This window comes from Stenotrophomonas sp. OVS01A, assembly GCF_019969775.1.
Lineage (GTDB): Bacteria > Pseudomonadota > Gammaproteobacteria > Xanthomonadales > Xanthomonadaceae > Stenotrophomonas > Stenotrophomonas indicatrix.
The window spans coordinates 1,808,115-1,824,178 of record NZ_JAHXYV010000001.1 but is presented as its reverse complement, the minus strand read 5'-3'; the positions used below and the strand labels follow the sequence as shown (position 1 = coordinate 1,824,178).

16 protein-coding genes are annotated in these 16,064 nt (G+C 67.0%); 2 read left to right on the top strand and 14 right to left on the bottom strand.

The features are described from left to right. Positions 1–71 precede the first annotated feature (71 nt). Positions 72–896 (bottom strand): alpha/beta hydrolase, encoded by an 825-nt coding sequence (locus LC407_RS08530; protein ID WP_025878533.1) that lies wholly within the window; start codon positions 894–896, stop codon positions 72–74. A gap of 198 nt (positions 897–1,094) precedes the next feature. Here LC407_RS08530 and LC407_RS08525 point away from each other — a divergent pair, with 198 nt between their 5' ends. Further along, on the top strand, positions 1,095–1,478 hold the full coding sequence (locus LC407_RS08525; RefSeq protein WP_223482693.1) for a hypothetical protein: 384 nt from the start codon (positions 1,095–1,097) through the stop codon (positions 1,476–1,478). Between the two features lie 55 nt (positions 1,479–1,533). On the opposite strand, the gene LC407_RS08520 is transcribed toward LC407_RS08525, so the two are convergent. The 13 genes from LC407_RS08520 to LC407_RS08460 all read right to left on the bottom strand — a co-directional run bounded on the left by LC407_RS08520 (position 1,534) and on the right by LC407_RS08460 (position 14,119). Beyond that, positions 1,534–2,238 (bottom strand): DUF2968 domain-containing protein, encoded by a 705-nt coding sequence (locus LC407_RS08520; RefSeq protein WP_025878535.1) that lies wholly within the window; start codon positions 2,236–2,238, stop codon positions 1,534–1,536. A 100-nt stretch (positions 2,239–2,338) separates the two neighbouring features. Next, on the bottom strand, positions 2,339–4,489 hold the full coding sequence (locus tag LC407_RS08515) for a TadG family pilus assembly protein (protein ID WP_223482629.1): 2,151 nt from the start codon (positions 4,487–4,489) through the stop codon (positions 2,339–2,341). A gap of 8 nt (positions 4,490–4,497) precedes the next feature. After that, the gene (locus LC407_RS08510; RefSeq protein WP_025878537.1) at positions 4,498–4,962 is read right to left on the bottom strand and encodes a DUF3613 domain-containing protein; all 465 of its coding nucleotides are present in this window, start codon (positions 4,960–4,962) and stop codon (positions 4,498–4,500) included. Continuing rightward, positions 4,959–5,843, bottom strand: a complete 885-nt coding sequence (locus tag LC407_RS08505) for a tetratricopeptide repeat protein (RefSeq protein WP_105165017.1) — start codon at positions 5,841–5,843, stop codon at positions 4,959–4,961. The genes LC407_RS08510 and LC407_RS08505 overlap by 4 nt, the downstream gene beginning before the upstream one ends. Positions 5,844–5,848: 5 nt before the next feature. Beyond that, positions 5,849–6,778, bottom strand: a complete 930-nt coding sequence (locus LC407_RS08500; RefSeq protein ID WP_033831344.1) for a type II secretion system F family protein — start codon at positions 6,776–6,778, stop codon at positions 5,849–5,851. Between the two features lie 28 nt (positions 6,779–6,806). Beyond that, a complete protein-coding gene (locus LC407_RS08495; protein WP_223482628.1) occupies positions 6,807–7,748 on the bottom strand; it encodes a type II secretion system F family protein in 942 nt (313 codons plus the stop codon). A gap of 2 nt (positions 7,749–7,750) precedes the next feature. Continuing rightward, complete coding sequence (locus LC407_RS08490) at positions 7,751–9,100, bottom strand: CpaF family protein (protein WP_025878541.1); 1,350 nt, start codon at positions 9,098–9,100, stop codon at positions 7,751–7,753. Next, a complete protein-coding gene (locus LC407_RS08485; RefSeq protein ID WP_059064412.1) occupies positions 9,085–10,341 on the bottom strand; it encodes a fimbrial protein in 1,257 nt (418 codons plus the stop codon). The genes LC407_RS08490 and LC407_RS08485 overlap by 16 nt, the downstream gene beginning before the upstream one ends. Positions 10,342–10,369: 28 nt before the next feature. After that, entirely contained in the window at positions 10,370–11,728 is a 1,359-nt protein-coding gene (locus LC407_RS08480; protein WP_025878543.1) for a type II and III secretion system protein family protein, read from the bottom strand. An 18-nt stretch (positions 11,729–11,746) separates the two neighbouring features. Further along, positions 11,747–12,796, bottom strand: a complete 1,050-nt coding sequence (gene cpaB / locus LC407_RS08475; protein ID WP_025878544.1) for a Flp pilus assembly protein CpaB — start codon at positions 12,794–12,796, stop codon at positions 11,747–11,749. A 24-nt stretch (positions 12,797–12,820) separates the two neighbouring features. Further along, entirely contained in the window at positions 12,821–13,294 is a 474-nt protein-coding gene (locus LC407_RS08470) for a TadE/TadG family type IV pilus assembly protein (protein ID WP_025878545.1), read from the bottom strand. After that, a complete protein-coding gene (locus LC407_RS08465; protein ID WP_223482626.1) occupies positions 13,291–13,836 on the bottom strand; it encodes an A24 family peptidase in 546 nt (181 codons plus the stop codon). Before LC407_RS08465 ends, LC407_RS08470 begins: the two co-directional genes overlap by 4 nt. A gap of 100 nt (positions 13,837–13,936) precedes the next feature. Continuing rightward, entirely contained in the window at positions 13,937–14,119 is a 183-nt protein-coding gene (locus tag LC407_RS08460; protein ID WP_025878547.1) for a Flp family type IVb pilin, read from the bottom strand. A gap of 691 nt (positions 14,120–14,810) precedes the next feature. Here LC407_RS08460 and LC407_RS08455 point away from each other — a divergent pair. Beyond that, positions 14,811–15,791 (top strand): helix-turn-helix domain-containing protein, encoded by a 981-nt coding sequence (locus LC407_RS08455; RefSeq protein WP_025878548.1) that lies wholly within the window; start codon positions 14,811–14,813, stop codon positions 15,789–15,791. Positions 15,792–16,064: the final 273 nt, after the last annotated feature.

Here is a 16,064-nt window from a genome sequence, read left to right as displayed (position 1 = left end):
TCCCGTGATGGAGCTGGCCGCTGGCCGGCTCCAGGGCAGGAGCGGCGGCGCACGGGCGCCGCCGCGATACGTCATCTGCGTGCGAATGCCAGCAGGTCGGCGTTGAACTGATCGGCATGGGTCAGGGTGAGGCCGTGCGGTGCACCGGCGTACACCTTCAGTTCTGCGTTGCGGATGATCTGCGAGGACAGCTTGGCCGAAGCATCGAAGGGCACGATCTGGTCGTCATCGCCATGCACCACCAGAGCCGGCACGTCGATCTTCTTCAGGTCGTCGGTGTAGTCCACCTCCGAGAATTCGTGGATGCAGTCGTACTGGCCTTTCACGCCGCCCAGCATGCCCTGCAGCCAGAACGAATCACGCATGCCTTCGGTGACGCTGTTGCCATCACGATTGGCGCCGAAGAACGGCGTGGCCAGATCCTTGAAGAACTGCGAACGATCGCCACCGGTGCCCTTGCGGATGCCGTCGAACACTTCCAGCGGGGTGCCGGCCGGATTGCCTTCGGTCTTCAGCATCAGCGGCGGCACCGCGCCGACCAGCACCACCTTGGCCACGCGCTTGCTGCCATGGCGGCCGATGTAGTGCGCCACTTCGCCACCGCCGGTGGAATGGCCGACCAGGATCGCGTCCTTCACGTCCAGCGCATCCAGAACGGCAGCCAGGTCATCGGCGTAGGTGTCCATGTTGTTGCCGTCCCAGGTCTGGCTGGAGCGGCCGTGGCTGCGGCGATCATGGGCGATCACGCGGTAGCCGTTCTGGCCCATGAACAGCATCTGCGGGTCCCAGGCATCGGACGACAGTGGCCAGCCATGGGCGAATACGACAGGCTGGCCGGTGCCCCAGTCCTTGTAGAAGATGCGGGCGCCATCATTGACGGTCACGAAATTGCTCATTGCAGGTTCCTTGGCGAAAGGGAGGGAAGACGCCTGCGGGTTGGCCGGCGCCTGCGGCAGTACAGCGCACGATGGGCGATGTGCATTGCACGGCTGTGCCGGATTGGCGTGGTCGTCGCGCTGACGCGACTCGCTCTGGCGGCAGGCCGGTGCTGATGGCAACCATGGCCATCGGACGCGTGAGGGCCAGTCATGAAGATGCCGGGATGGGCAGTGCTGCCTGCACTGTTGTTGGCTGCTGTCGCGATGGCACAGACCAACGTGTACAAGTGCACCGGAGGTGAGCATCCGGTCTACCAGCAGACGCCCTGCCAGGGGCGCGCGGAGTGGCGCTGGGAAGTGCCCGGTGCCGAGTCGAAGGCACGCGGGCCCACACCTGCAGTCGTGCAGCCTGCCCGCAGCGGTAGCAGGCGGACGCCACGGCGCGGGCGCGCACAGGGCGCGCTGATATCGATCACGGCTGACCCGCGTGGCTGCGAGCGGGCGCGCCAGCGGCAGGTGGCAACACTGGCCAGGCCGCGCAGGCTCGACTACCTGCAGCGCAGGCAGCTGGATGACGCGGTACGCGACGCCTGTCGTTGAGCACAACGAAAACGGCACCCGAAGGTGCCGTTCTGGTCTACAGGCCCGGAAGACCTCAGCGGCCGTCGCTGGCGGCGGCCGGTGCCGTCGCCGCATCCGGCTTGGGCAGGCTCAGCTCCGGGTTGCCCTGTTCGGCCTGCAGGATCTGGATCCGTCGCTGCAGCGCATCGAGCTGGCTGTTGGTGCTCTGCACGTCGGTGCTCAGGCTGACCGCCTGCTGCTGGGCCTGCTGCAGCGCTGCGCTGACCTGCGCCGACTGCGCCTGCTGCTGTTCCATTTCCTGCTGCAGGGTGCGCAGGCGCTCTTCGTTGTAGGCCACCAGGCGCTCGGTGTAGCGCTTGCCGGCTTCCAGCCGGGTGGTGTCGATGTAGACCTGCGCCAGCTGTTCGGACTGCTGCGCGAAGGTGCGGTAGACACGCTCGGCGTTGTCGACGGCATCGGTCTTGATCACCCGCCAGAAATTCTTCTCCTGGAACAGGGCCACGTAGTAGGTCAGGGTATTGGCGTTGAACAGCAGGCTGGCGCCGTAGTTGCCGTTGTAGGTGGTACGCAGCTCGGTGAGCTGCTGCGCATCCATCAACTGCTTGAGTTCGTCGACGGTGTTGCGTACCACCGGTGCGGCCTTGGCCGGCTCCACCGTGGCAGTGCGATCGCCACGTGCGGCCAGCGCCGACGGCGCCACCACCATCATGGCCACGGCCAGCAGTGCTGCGCCGCGCCGATACCGGGCGAAGACGGTGCCCCCTGAAGTTTCTCGCATGTCTAGACCATCCACGGATGTAGTGTGGGTTGAGTTGAATGTGGTTCCCCGCCGCGAGTCTAGCATGGGCGCGGACGCCGCCAACCGGTGCCCGCGCGGGTCAGAAGACCAGCTGCGCCGAGCTGCACTGGATCGACTGCATGCTGACATCGGTGCGGCCCAGTTCCAGCCCGAGCAGGCTGGCCAGGGTGTTGGTCAGCAGGGTGCCGACGCTGTTGAGTACGGGCTTGAGCGCCGCCAGCACCGGGTTCAGCAGCGCACACAGCAGGCCACTGCAGGTGACGTTGTTGCCGGGGGTGGTCACGCCGCCGCCGTTCTGCCCATCCAGGAATCCGGCCGGGGCGGTCTGGATGTAGGACGCCAGGTTGGTGCGCACGCAGCCGTTGTAGTCGATCAGGTTGCCCAGCAGGCTGTCGCAGCGGTTGATCAGCAGGCCGCCGACCAGCGAGCCCAGCAGGCCGTCGAGCAGGCCCAGTCCCTGGCCGGTCACGGTGGCGCGGTAACCGGCCCAGACCGATCCATCTTCCCAGCAGGTGGTCAACCCGAGTGGGCAGGGTTTCGGTACCCCCTTGGTAACGGTCCAGTTGCCCAGCGGTGCGAGGTTGCGTGACGGATCGCCATCGCGCAGCAATGGAATCACCTGGTCCACGTTGTAACGCCCGCCGCTGGGGAAGGCCGCCTGCAGGTAACGGTCGGCCAATGCCTTGGCCGTGTCATTGGCGCTCATGCCCTGCTTGGGTGAACTGAGCATGCCTGACAGCACCCGCAGCAGTTCGTTGACCAGGTCTGACACGGCGGTGCCGACGGCCAACGGGTTGATCCGGGTCGAGCCGGTCTGGCCTGCGGCCAGGGTCAGGCTCTGCGTGCTGGTCAGCGCCGGCAGGGTGACCTTGTCGTTGATCAGGGGCTGCCCCAGAAGCTTCAACAGCTGCTCGTTCTGCAGGGTCGCGTCACAGACGTTGCTCTTGGAGAAGCGATCGGCCGCGTTGACCTTGCCGACGCAGGCGCGCAGTACCGAGGAATCGACCTGGACGGTGGCCGTCGGCGGCGCCGCACCGCACTGGATGCTGGTCAGTGTCCCCATCGCATTGGCCACATCCACGTGCAGTGGCAGATGCAGGCGGGTGCCGAGCAGGTTCAGCAGCGGACCAATCGCGAACAGGCGGTCGCTGTCGACGTCCACCATCAGCCGCACCTGCGCGTTGTAGGCGCGTGCGCCGACGCCACCGATGGCGATCGACGGCGGCTCCACCACGCCGGCCTTGACGTCGATGCCCAGCAGGTTCAGGCCCTGCACCTGCACACCATTGCCATCGTTGGCGATCGAGATCGCGGCGGTGACAAGATCCAGCACGTTGACCCTCGATTCCAGCGCGCTGCCGATGGTGCCGTCCGGTGAGATCACCTGCGCGAACAGGCCGCCGCCGCCGTTCTGGCTGCCCAGCAGAATGTTCAGCTGGTTGATGTCCAGCCGGGTGCCGACCAGGTTGGACAGCGCCTGCAGCTGTACGCCGACGGCGGTCTCGCGGCCCACTACCGTGGCAGTGGCATTGACCAGCTGTGCCAGTGATATGCGGTTGACCGACAGCAGCCGGTTGAAGTCGGCCACGCTGAGGTCGGCGGTGACCGGGATGCCCAGTGCCGCCAGCAGCCCCGACGGGGTGACGGTGGCCTGTGCCAGGCCGTCGTAGGACAGAATTGTTGCGTTGGTGACGTCCAGGCCGACCAGCCGAAGGGTCGCCATCAAGGGGGAGTTGCCATTGGTGCGCAGCAGCTGCGAACCCACTGCAAACACGGCGGTGGGTTCCGAACGCTTGGCCACCGCCTGCACGCGCAACGTGGGCAGCCCGCTGTTCTGGCCGAAGAACGGCAGAACGCCGCGTTCGGCAATGACCCGCACCGCGTTGCGTGGATTGCCTGCGTCCACGCTTGGGCTGAAGTGGTCAGCCGTTCCGCGGGTGGCATTCCAGTTGCCACACTGGATCTGCACCTGCCCAGGGAAGGTGTTCTGTGCGAGCGCATTCTGCCGGGCCGCGCTGTTGTCGGCGTTGTCGGGCCGGCACAGGTCCAGCCGTTGTGCGCCTGCCAGCGCAGCCAGATCGACCACCTTCTGCGCATCGCGCTTGGCCCAGAACAGGAAGCCGATCTCGATCAGGCCGAGCATGGCCAGCAGCGCGATCATCACCAGCATCATGGTGACCGACATACCGCCGCGCGGGCGACTGAAGCTGATGTGGCGTGCTCGGTTCATGGCGGGCCTCAGCGTCCGGATCGGGAGGATCCTGCGGACTTGGCGACGTCGGTTTCGAAGAATTGCGGAATGTCGTACTGGAAGCTCTTCAGGTAACGCGCGTAGCTGGATGTGGCCTGGTCGCCGAGGATCGGCAGGCGGGCACCGGCCACCTCGCCGGACGCTTGCAGGCGGAACAGGCTGCGAGTGGTGTCACCGATCTGCGAGGTGTTGGGCTGCAACTGCGTACCGCCGAAATCAGGCTTGGTTTCAGGGGCTGCGGGGGCTGCGATGGGCGCCGCGGCTGGTGGCGGCGATACGTCCACGGTAGCCAACGGCTCGCTGTGCAGGGGAGCGGCTGCCGGCGCGGGCGCGGCACCACCCAGCATCTGCCCGGTCAACGGTTGCTGCGGCGTCTGCGCCTGCACAACCGCAGCGAAAGACAAGCCGGCAAGCACCGGCAGCAGGCAGCGGATCAGCGGCGTCGAGGTCATGGCGTGTTCCCGGTGGGATGGTCGGTGGAGCCGAAGCGTTCCAGCATCGAGGGCGGCAGTCGTGGTGGGTCGCGTTCGTCGCGGCCATCGCGGCGCGGTTCGGCGGCCAGGCGTGGGCCTGCGTTGGCGGGGGTGGCAGCTACCGAAGCAACTGGCCGTGCCGCTGCCGCCGCTGCAGCAGTGGCAGCGGCCTGGCGTTGCTGCAGCCGCGCGCGGATCTGCTGCGCCTGCTGTTCCACGCTGCGGCGGGTCTCCTCGCTGAAGCTGGCCTGCTGGGCCAGCCGTTCGACGGTGGCAGTGTCGCCACGCAATAGCGCCCACAGGGCAAGATTGGCGGTGGCCTTGGCATTGCCTGGCGACAGTTCCAGCGCCTTGGCCAGTGGCTCGCGTGCCTGTTCGAAGCGGCCGGCACGAAGCCGTGCATAGCCCAGGTCGCCGAGGTAATCGGTGTTCAGCGGGCTCAGCTGGGTGGCACGTGCCAGCGCCTGTTCGCCGCCCTGGTCGTCGTCGCGGAGGGCAGCGATCAGGCCCATGCCGTGTGCAGCGGCCGCGGCCTGCGGGCCATTACCGAGCTCGCGGTACAGCGCCAGCGCCGCATCGATCTGGCCGGTCTGGCGCAGTGCGTCGGCCTGCAGCAGGCGCAGTGCCGGGGTATCGCCGTAGCGCTGGCGGAACGCATCCACGTGCGCCAGCGAAGCGTACCAGGCGCCCTGCTGCTGCATCCGCTGGATCAGTTCCAGGTAGGCGTTGCGGCTGTCCTGCGGGGCCGGCGTCGGCTCGGCCAGGCTCGGCGCACGCAGGTACTTCGGCGTGGTGGAACTGCAGCCGGCAGCGGCGGCAACCAAGGCAAGCAACAGGCAGGCAGGGCGCAGGACAGGCATGAAGGTCATCCCATTTTCGACAAGGTAGTGGCCAGCGCGACCAGCGCCGGTCCGGCCAGCACCAGCATCAGTGCCGGCAGCAGGGTCAGCATCATCACCACGGTCATCTTCACCGAGAGCTTGCCGACCTTTTCCTTCAGCGCGTTGCGGCGCTGCTCGCGCAGGCGGACGCTGAACTGGCGCAGCGGTTCCTGCACGGCACCGCCGTGGGCGTGCACCTGCAGGATCAACTGCACAAGGCTGGACAGATCGTCATCGCCGTACACATCGCTCAGCCGGCGCAGCGACTGCGCGCGCGTGCGCCCATGGGTGTAGGACACATTCGCTTCCTGGATTTCCCCACCCAGCACCGGCAGTGCGTCGCGCAGCTTGTCGCCCAGTGTCTGCAGGCTCTGATCCATGCTGTAGCCCACGCCCTGCAGCAGGCGCAGCAGGTCGATCAACAGCGGCAGCTCATTGTTCACCGCGCGTCGCCGCCGCTTGACCCACGCACTGAGCGCGAACTTCGGCAGCAGCAGGCCAGCAGCCAGCGCGCCGATCACCACCATGATCCTCGACAACCCCGTGGCGTCACTCAGCGTCAGCGCAATACCCAGTACCAGCACCGCCAGCAGCAGCCGCAGGCCGAGGTAGATGGCGGTGCCGCGGCGGGTGTTCCAGCCGGCCAGGTCCAGCAGCAGGCGATCCTCACCGGCCAGCAGCGCCGCTTCCAGGCGTCCGCCGCTCAGTCCGCGGCCGAACTGCTCCAGCCAGCCGAGTGAGTCCTTGCGTGCGTCAGCCGCTGTGTCGTCGCTTTCGCGCGGACGCAGCGCTGTTTTCAACGTGGCCTCGCTGCGGTCCTCGCGATGGCTGCGCACCCAGCTGCCAAGCCCCAGCAGGGCCACGCCGGCGGCCAACACCAGCAGGGCAGCCACGAACCAGATGCTGGCGCTCATTGGATGCCTCCTGCGTGGACGGGGATGTTCATAGTGATTTGGCCAGGCGGTACAGCAGGAAGGCGCCGGTCAACTCCAGCGCCAGCGCGATCAGCAGGATCTTGTGGCCCAGTGGGTCGTGCAGCACCGGCTGGAAGAACTCGGGGCTGGAGATCGCCATCAGCACTGCGCTGGCCGGTGGCAGGAGGCCCAGTACCCACGCCGACATGCGGGTTTCAGAAGTGGTTGCGGCCAGTTCCTGCTGCGCCTGTTCCAGGTCACGCATGAAGTCGCCCATGCGCTGCAGGATCTGGTCGGCACGGCCACCGATGCGCACGCTCACGCCCATCACGACCGCCAGCACCTTCAGCACGTCCATGCGGTAGGGCTGTGCGGCCAGGTTGAGCGCACGGTCAAGGTCCATGCCGCCACGTGCATAGCGCACCGTGGTGTCGAGCAGGCCGCGCAGCGGCGCGTTGGTCTGCATCGACGCGACCTGGAAGGCGGCCTGCAGGCTGTTGCCGAGCGCGGTAAGGCGCACCAGGTTGTCGAGGAAGTCCGGCAGCTGGTGCAGCAGCTGCGCCTGCAGCTTGCCGATACGGCGCATCAGCCACAGCCAGCAGCCCAGCAGGTACAGCAGCAGGGTCAGCGGGAACATCCAGAAGGTGCCCAGGCGCAACACCGCGAACGCGGACAGGGCGATGCCCGGCAGCAGCATCAGCAGCGGCAGCTTCCAGCCCGGTGCCAGGCCGGCACGCTGCAGCAGCCCGTTCCAGGGCAGGGCGCGGCGACCCGGCGCAGGCAGCGGCGCCTGCCGTGCTGCATCGGCCGGCGCGGCGGCAGCGCTGGTGCCGCGCGCCAGCTGCTGCTCGGCATGCTGCAGCGAGGCCTGGCGCTGTTCGCGGCTGCTGGCCGTCCCCCACAGCCACACCGCCAGCGCCAGCAGCACCGACACGATGCTCAGCACACCCAGCAGCAGGCCGGTACCCATGCTCAGAAGTCTCCGTACAGGGATTCGCGCAGCAACTGCCGGAACGGCTCCAGCTTGTGCGAATGTGGCTGGAAGCCGAGGCCGATCCAACGGTCGATTTCCTTGCCGCTGCCATCGATCTGCACTTCGTGGCGGAACATCTCCTGGGTGGTGATCAGGTTGTCGCTGACGCCGGTGATTTCAGTGATGGATACCAGCACCCGGCGGCCGCTGCCCAGGCGCGAGATCTGCACGATGAAGTCGATGGCACTGGCGATCTGCCGGCGCAGGCTGTCTTCGCTGCCCTGGAAACCGGCGAAGCCGGCCAGCATCTCGATGCGGTACAGGCAGTCGCGCGGCGAATTGGCGTGGATGGTGGCCATCGATCCGTCATGGCCGGTGTTCATCGCCTGCAGCATCTCCAGCACCTCGGCGCCACGCACTTCGCCGACCACGATGCGGTCCGGGCGCATGCGGAGGCTGTTGCGCACCAGGTCGCGGATGCTGACCGCGCCCTGGCCTTCGGCGCCACCGATGCGGCTCTCCAGGCGCACCACATGCGGGTGGTTGAGCGAGAGCTCGGCGGTGTCTTCCACGGTGATGACGCGTTCGTTGGCCGGCACATAGCTGGCCAGCGCATTGAGCAGCGAGGTCTTGCCCGAGCTGGTGCCACCTGACACCAGGATGTTGCAGCGGCCCAGCACCATCGCCTTCAGCAGCGCCTGCATCGGCGCATCGAAGGTGCCCTTGGCCAGCAGTTCGTCGGGCGTGAACGGATCCTTGCGGAACTTGCGGATGGACACCATCGGCCCGTCCACCGCCAGTGGCGAGATGATCGCGTTGAGGCGGCCACCATTGGGCAGGCGTGCATCGACCATCGGATTGGAATCATCCAGGCGGCGGCCGAGCGGGGCGATGATGCGGCGCAGGATGCGCAGCAGATGGGTGTCATCAGTGAAGCGCTGAGGTGCGCGTTTGAGCTGCCCACCCTGGGAGACATGCACATCCTTGAAGCCATTGATCAGGATGTCTTCGATGGTGGGGTCATGCAGCAGGTCATCGAGCGGGCCGAACCCGGTCAGCTCCTTGACCAGGCCTTCGGCCACCACCTGCATTTCTTCTTCGTTGATGGGGATGCGCCATTCCTGGATGAAACTGACCGTCTGCACTTCCACCCAGCGGGCGATGGTGTCGGGGGCCCAGGAATCGATGTCGATGCGCTCGTCTTCGATGCTGTTGAGCAGATGCTCGTGCGCGGCCGACAGCACCTTCTGGTACTGCTCGGTCTGTGCGAACGGCAGGCTGCCCGGTGCATGCTCCGGCACCGTGCTGCGGGCGACAACGTGCGGGAACGGGGTCACTTTGTCTTCCATTGCGATCCACCCAGGGCAAGGGCAAGTCTTTCCCGCAGGCCGTGCGCCTGGACCGGGCAGGCAGCCGGATCCAGGCGTTGCACCAGCGGGGCGAGGGCACGCAGGTACGGGTCGCGCGGCGCATCCTGCAGCAGCAGATGGCCATGGCTGGCGGAGGCGCGTACCCGCGACCGCTCGGGCAGGGTGGCCAGCAGCGGCAGCTCGAAGCGGCGCGCGATCTGTTCGGGGCTCATGCCACTGTTGTCGTCGTGGCGGTTGATCACCAGCTGCAGTCGCTTCTCGCGGTCGCGCTGGCCGGAAAGGTGCTTCAGGGCGTGGTCCAGCGACACCAGGGTGGCGATCGATGCGTCGGCCACCAGCCAGATTTCATCGGCCTGGTCCAGCAGCAGCGGCGGCAGCTGCCGCAGCGGGCAGCCGCCGGCATCGCACAGTACGCTGGAGAACACGCCGCGCAGTCGTTGCAGCAGCGCACCAGGATCGGACGGCGGCAGTGCGTCGCTGCCACTGGCACGGTCGAGCAGGACCAGTCCGCTGGTGTGCCGGGCCATCGCCGTGCGGGCCAGGGTGGCATCGATGCGGCTGGCATTGCGCAGCGCATCTTCGTAGTGGAAGCGGCTGTCCAGGTTGAGGTACAGGGCGAGGTCGCCGGCCGGCTGCGCCAGCTCCATCAATAGCCCGTCCTGCACGGCGGCATCGCCCTGGGCCAAGGTGCGGGTCTGCTGTGCGAGCACCGAAAGATGTGCGGCCAACGTGCTGGTGCCGACGCCGGCGCGCACGCCCAGCAGCACGATCAGGCGCGCTTTGTGCGCCTGCTGCGCGCTTGCGGCGGGGCGCGGTGACAAAGCGCGACGCAGGGCGGCTTCGATGCCGGTGTTGTCACTGTCCAGGTCCAGTACATCGCGCAGGCCGGCGCGCAGCGCCATCACCACGCCTTCCACCTGGCCGGCGCTGGTGGCGCCCACCGCCACCAGGGTCAATTCGGGTTGGGTCTGCTGCAGCTGCTGGGCCAGCACTGTCGATGCCGAGGCATGCTCCGGGCGGAAGTCCAGCAGTACCAGGTTCTGCGGGCCACGCTGCAGGTCCTGTGCCGAGGTCGGCTCGCTGCTGTCCTGCCAGTGCAGTGCCGTGGTCGGCGGCAGCTTGGCAGCCAGGCGTGGCAGCAGTTCACGGTCGATCCCGTACAGGACCAGGTTCATCGGTGGTCCTTGCGGGTGCAGCGGCAGGGCAGTGGCGTAGGGCATGGGCGTAGTACCGGAGACGTCATGCAGGTCAGCGCGAGAAACCGGGAACCGGATCGCGGCTGATCGGGCCAAGCAGCCACGCGCCCCATTCGGGCATGTTCGGCTTGGCTTCGCGATCGCCGGGCAGCGGCAGTTCGGTATTGCGGGCAATCGGCTGTACCAACCGCGGGGTGACGATGATCACCAGTTCCTTGTCCTGGCGCTTGTAGTCGAAGTTGCGGAAGAACGTACCGATGATCGGCAGGTCGCCGAGCAGCGGAATCTTGTTGACCGTCGAGGCCACGGTGGAGCTGACCAGGCCGCCGATGACGAAACTCTCTCCATCGCCTAGCTCGACGGTGGTGTCGGCGCGGCGGGTGGTGATCGAAGGGATCTGCACGCCGTTGAGCGCGATCGCATTGGTGTAGTCCAGGTCGCTGGCTTCCGGGGCAACCTTCAACGCAATGCGGTTCGGTGAGAGCACCGTGGGAGTAACGGTGAGGCCGATGCCGAAGGGCTTGTAGGTGACCGTGGTCGTGCCGAGCCCCTGCGGCTCCAGGATCGGCAGTTCGCCACCGGCCAGGAAGCTGGCGCTCTGCCCGGACAGCGCGACGAGAGTGGGCTCGGCCAGCACGCGCGCCATGCCGTTGGCCTGCAGCAGGTCGACATCGGCGTTCCACAGGCCCTTGGTCGAACCGAACACCAGCCTGAACGCCGAGGAGATCGGTGACTCGCTTTCGTTGCTCGACTCACCTTCCTTCATGCCAGGCAAGATGCCGGTGTTGCCTGGCAGCTGCCCGCCCGGCCGCGCGAATCCATAGGCGAAACCACCGTTGCGGTTCTGGAAGTTGATGCCGATCTGCTTCAGCGCGGTCTTGTTGAACTCGACCACCTTCACCTCGACCTGCACCACGCCGCCGCTGCTGATGGTGGAGGCATCGGCCAGGCTGCCGTCCTTGCCGAGCGCCATCACCGCGGTCTTCTGCTCCTGCATGTGCGCCAGCACGCTGTCGCTGCTTCCCTGCAGCAGCCCCTGCTGGTCCTGCTGGGTGAACACCAGTCCGCTGGAGCCGGCATCGGCGGCGCCCTGCACGGCACTCTGCACCCGCACCTGCACGCGCTGCGGTTCGCTCTGCTTGCGATGCCAGAGCAGCAGGGTGGTGGTGCCGGGGGCCTTGCCTACCAGCAGCGCCTGGCGTGCGCCGCGCAGCATCACAATGTCAGCCACGCCGGGGTCGGCGATGGCAACCCGTTCCAGGTCGGCCGGCAGCGTCCATGGCCGCTGTTCGCGGGTCTGCAGCAGCAGATCGTCGGCAGCCACGCTCGCACCCGGTGCCAGCAGCACCAGCAGCAGGGCCAGCCAGCGCTGGCGGACAGTGGGGCGTAGGCGGTGGCGACGTTCAGTCATGTGCGCTCTCGGCAAGGGTCAAAGGGAGCCACGGGGGGCAGCAGTGTCGCCGCGGATGATTTCGATGCCCGCCGGTCGCGGCGTCGAGCGACGCTGCACCGGTGCACGCGCCGGCGTTTCGTGGACGCTGCGCTGCACGCTGCTGCCGCGGCCAGCCAGCGCATCGCCATCCAGGCCGGCGTAGGCGTTGTTCTCCGGTCGCTGCAGGGCCTGCTGCTGCTCGTTGTCCAGGCCGCGCACCGGGTCCAGCACGCCGCGCGCCTGTGGGAACAACGCCACATCCGGCAGGCCGGTATCGGCGGGATTGCGCAGGGCGAGGAACAGCTTGCCCTGCTGTGCGCCGAGCAGCAGGCGGTTGGCGTCGGCCACCGGCACCGCCAGCACCGCGGTGCGCGCCGGCTGCGTGGCATCGCTACCGTTTGCGTTGCTGGGGGCGCTGCTGGAACCGCTGGTGATATCGGCTGCACGTGAGTCGTTGCCTGCCGTGGCCGGGGCCTGGCCCTGGCTGCTCGTCGGGGCTGCCGCGATGTCCTGCTGTCCGTAGCTGAGCACGCGCAGGCGTGACAGCAGCAACCGCGTCTGTGCGATGTCCTGCTGGCCGTTGTAGCTGGTAGCGGCGCTGCGCAGGTTGAGGAAGACGTCGACGAAATCACCGGGCAGGATGCGGTTGCCTGCCGCGACCAGCTCATCGACCGGCACCGCCAATGCCCGTTCACCCGGCCGCAGCTGCAGCGAGAAGCCCTGTGCCAGCAGGCTGGCAGCAATCGCGCTGCCTTCGCTGATGTCCTGCACCGGCACCTTGCCGACCACCGCTGCCAGGTCGGCAACGGCCCCCGGCACTTCTGCGGTGCGTTGTGTCAGCCGCACGCCGTTGGCGCTGATCGGCTCGCCGGCGGGTAGCCGGGCGGTGGCTTCAACGACACTGAAGGTCTGCGCATCGGCCTTCACGATCGTGCTCGGGTTGTCCGCCGAGGCCGCAGGCTTGCGCCCGATCACGAAGGCGACCACGGCCAGCAGCACGGCGAGCGCGATCAGTGCGATGGCGGCGATGCGGGTCAACTTGAGCATGAAAATCGTCTCCTGTACCGATCGTCAGTTGCTGCCGAGGTCCAGCTGGGCGACCGCGACGCTGCGGATGGGGGCCTGCATCACCCAGCCATAGAGCGTGGCGGTGCCGGGCAGGAAGGGATGGGACGCATAGTCGTAGCTCACCGTCACGGTCATGCATTGCACCGTCGCCAGGCCGGCGCAGGGCGCCTGCGGCGAGACCACGATGGCGCCGGTGCCGCCGCCGCTGCAGTCCGGGTTCTGCCCGGAAAACTGCAACAGCCATTGCATGGAGCGGCGGGCCGCCAGGCAGGCGGCGGTGCGCCGCTCGCCGGCGTTGCCAAAGCGCAGCGAAGCACGCGCGCCCTCGGCCGAGGCCGTCGCCAGCGTCTGCTGCGCGGCCATGATCAGCACGCCGGAAAAGGTGAGCAGCAGCAGCGGCACCAGGCCGAGCAGCAGCATCAACGCGAATTCGATGCTGGCCACGCCGCGTTGGCGTTGGCGCGCGAACGCTTTCATGCGACGCCTCCATAGGTGGTTGCCAACACCCAGCCAATCGCCGCGAAGGCCAGGTAGGCTGCGTAGGGAATGCCCTGTCGCCCCTCGCGCGCGGCATGCAGTTCGCGCAGGGCAGCGTGGCCATTCAAGTGCGTGCTGGCGCGGTTTACCTGCATCTGCAGCCGCAGCGGCAGGTGCCTGGCCAACTGCCGACCGGCCAGCACCAGCACGGCGTGGGCGCCTGCGGCCAGGCTGGCCAGCACCCAGACCGGCAGCAATGCCTTCCAGCCCAGCAGCAGGCCGAGCACGGCGAAGAACTTCACATCGCCGGCGCCCATCCAGCGCACCGCATAGAACGGCAGCAATGCCAGCAGGCCAACGACTGCGCCCAGCAGGTGTGGCGCCCAGGCCGTGCGCGTTGCATTGAACTGGCCGGCGATGATCAGGGGCACGGCGATCGTGCACGCGGCCAGCAGCCAGGTGTTGGGCACGCGGCGGGCGTACAGATCGCTGATCGCAATCCGCAGGCACACTCCCATGGCCAGCAATCCCAGCAGTGTCATCGCACACCCTCGTTGTCCGTCACTGGACAGTTGCAGAACCCTTCATCGGCCACCGCGGCCGCCATCGAAGCGACCGCAGGTGCTGCACCCTGCGCGCTGGCTAGGTGGTGGTGGCGTCGGTGGCAATGGCCTGCAGGCGGGTGAACAACGTGGTGAAGAACGCGGTGATCTGGGTTCTGCCCACCACGATCAGGATGCCGGCGATCACGGCGGCCAGCAGCCCGTATTCGAGCGCGGTCACGCCATCTTCTTCTTTCAGGAACTTGCGGATCGATGCGTTCATGACGGTTGTCTCCCTCTACCTGTCAGTTGCTGCAGGACACCTGCATGGGCGGTGGCCCGGCTCCGCCGGGACCGTCCGTAGGCCCCCGCCATCCTGGCGGAGGAGGCACGGCGGGCAATCCCGCTGTGCTCAAGCAGGGTGATCATTCCCGGGCAGGGCAGCGGCCGCGCAACCACGACCACCCAGCTCCAGGCCGGTGGTCGAAACGGTATCTCGTACGTGCATGGTCATGCTGTCCCCCTGGGTGTGGCCGCTGTCTGCGTGCCCGATCACCGTGTATTCGACTTTGCCTGAATGGCGGTTCCCTGCAACCGGAACCTATATGCAAATTCGGCAGATTCGCTGGATGCCTGAATATTGCGGCGCGGATCTGTGACGTAAATCCGTTCCTGCGCAAAACGATTCATGGTCGTGCAGATAATGTGATGCCCATCCGCGCGCATGCGAAAACCATGCCATCGGCGCGCACATTTTCTTCACGCAGTTGATAATTCCGCAGCGTCGAAACATCCTGTTTACGACTGCCGATTATCGGGCATACTCGCATTCAAGGTTTTGCATTTTCAGGGAGGGACGCGCGTGCATCGCAGCGTCCATCTCGGCAACGGACGATGCTCTTGGAAACGGCGTGCGCCCTGTCAGGCAGTGGGGGCGGGGTCGTGCGGCAGGCCAAACGGGGGACGACACTGTCATGGTCGATGGTGGGGTGGAAGACAACGACGACGGCGATCTCAGGTCAATCGACCTGGCCACGCTGAGCGGCGTGCTCCGCGTGTGCGATGTAGAACTGTTGCTGCTGGATGGCAATGGTCCGCGCGCGGCATTTGCTTCGCGCGTTCACGAGGAAGCCCTGTTCTGCAGCATCACCTGCGGCTTCCACTGCCGCGGCCGTTTCATGCTGCCGCCGGACTGGGCAATGCTCGGCTACCTGCACACCACCGATGATGCATTGAGCTGGTGCCATGGCGTGCCGCTGACGCCGGGCATGGCCTTGACCGTGATGCCCGAAGGCATCAGTGAATTCACTCTCAGCCCTGGTACCCAGATGACGCTGATGCTGGTGCCGGTCGCGCGCGTGCAGCGCAAGTTGACCGAGCTGAGCCTGCGCAGCACGCCACCGGCGGGGCAGGCGCTTTCACTGTTCAACCTTGGCGATGATGCGATGCCGCTGGTACGCCATTACCAGCAACTGCACGCGCAGCTGGGGCAGGGTGGTGGGCTGCAGCCGGAAGAAACCGAGCGCCTGCTGCACGAGCATGTCCAGGCGCTGCTCGGTGCCGGCCCAGCCGATCGGCCCAGTTGCAGCCGCGCTCGCCGCACGCATTACCTGATCGCGCAGCGGGCGGAGAACTTCATGCGCCTCAATCTTCGCCGCAATATCTACATGAATGAAATCTGCGACGCCGCCGGCGTCAGCGAGCGTGGCCTGCGCTATGCGTTCGAGGATCTGTTCGGCACCTCGCCCAATCGCTACCTGTCGATGCTGCGGCTGTGCGCGGCCTGCCGCAGCCTGTCGATGGCCGATTCCAACCGGCGCTCGGTCAAGGCCATCGCCCTCAGTTGCGGGCTGTGGGATCTTTCGCGCTTTGCCGACAACTACCGGAAAGTGTTCGGCGAACTGCCGCGTGACACGTTGATGCGCGCGCCGGCACAGCTCGGCCAGCCAGCCTGAGGGGTATCGGCCGGGCTGCCGCCCGGCGCCCGCCGAAGCCAAAGCCAAAGCCAAAGAAACAGCCGGCTCTGGGTTTTCTGTCGGTTGGCGGGGCGGTGTGGGCTTGCAGGACACGCCGTAAACCCGTCCATGGGGGCTCGATGGCGCCATCCATGGCGCCAACGGTCCTGCAAGCCCACACCGCCCCACCCCTGAGAGTTTCCCGAGGGCGGTGGGATTGGGCGTCATGCATTCACCCTTAGCGTAGTGAAATTTCGATTTTCAGTGATTATT

Bases quoted from the DNA above. Each gene is read 5' to 3' on its own strand.
- LC407_RS08530 (WP_025878533.1), bottom strand. From the start codon at position 896: ATGAGCAATTTCGTGACCGTCAATGATGGCGCCCGCATCTTCTACAAG.
- LC407_RS08525 (WP_223482693.1), top strand. From the start codon at position 1,095: ATGCCGGGATGGGCAGTGCTGCCTGCACTGTTGTTGGCTGCTGTCGCG.
- LC407_RS08520 (WP_025878535.1), bottom strand. From the start codon at position 2,238: ATGCGAGAAACTTCAGGGGGCACCGTCTTCGCCCGGTATCGGCGCGGC.
- LC407_RS08515 (WP_223482629.1), bottom strand. From the start codon at position 4,489: ATGAACCGAGCACGCCACATCAGCTTCAGTCGCCCGCGCGGCGGTATG.
- LC407_RS08510 (WP_025878537.1), bottom strand. From the start codon at position 4,962: ATGACCTCGACGCCGCTGATCCGCTGCCTGCTGCCGGTGCTTGCCGGC.
- LC407_RS08505 (WP_105165017.1), bottom strand. From the start codon at position 5,843: ATGCCTGTCCTGCGCCCTGCCTGCCTGTTGCTTGCCTTGGTTGCCGCC.
- LC407_RS08500 (WP_033831344.1), bottom strand. From the start codon at position 6,778: ATGAGCGCCAGCATCTGGTTCGTGGCTGCCCTGCTGGTGTTGGCCGCC.
- LC407_RS08495 (WP_223482628.1), bottom strand. From the start codon at position 7,748: ATGGGTACCGGCCTGCTGCTGGGTGTGCTGAGCATCGTGTCGGTGCTG.
- LC407_RS08490 (WP_025878541.1), bottom strand. From the start codon at position 9,100: ATGGAAGACAAAGTGACCCCGTTCCCGCACGTTGTCGCCCGCAGCACG.
- LC407_RS08485 (WP_059064412.1), bottom strand. From the start codon at position 10,341: ATGCCCTACGCCACTGCCCTGCCGCTGCACCCGCAAGGACCACCGATG.
- LC407_RS08480 (WP_025878543.1), bottom strand. From the start codon at position 11,728: ATGACTGAACGTCGCCACCGCCTACGCCCCACTGTCCGCCAGCGCTGG.
- cpaB (WP_025878544.1), bottom strand. From the start codon at position 12,796: ATGCTCAAGTTGACCCGCATCGCCGCCATCGCACTGATCGCGCTCGCC.
- LC407_RS08470 (WP_025878545.1), bottom strand. From the start codon at position 13,294: ATGAAAGCGTTCGCGCGCCAACGCCAACGCGGCGTGGCCAGCATCGAA.
- LC407_RS08465 (WP_223482626.1), bottom strand. From the start codon at position 13,836: ATGACACTGCTGGGATTGCTGGCCATGGGAGTGTGCCTGCGGATTGCG.
- LC407_RS08460 (WP_025878547.1), bottom strand. From the start codon at position 14,119: ATGAACGCATCGATCCGCAAGTTCCTGAAAGAAGAAGATGGCGTGACC.
- LC407_RS08455 (WP_025878548.1), top strand. From the start codon at position 14,811: ATGGTCGATGGTGGGGTGGAAGACAACGACGACGGCGATCTCAGGTCA.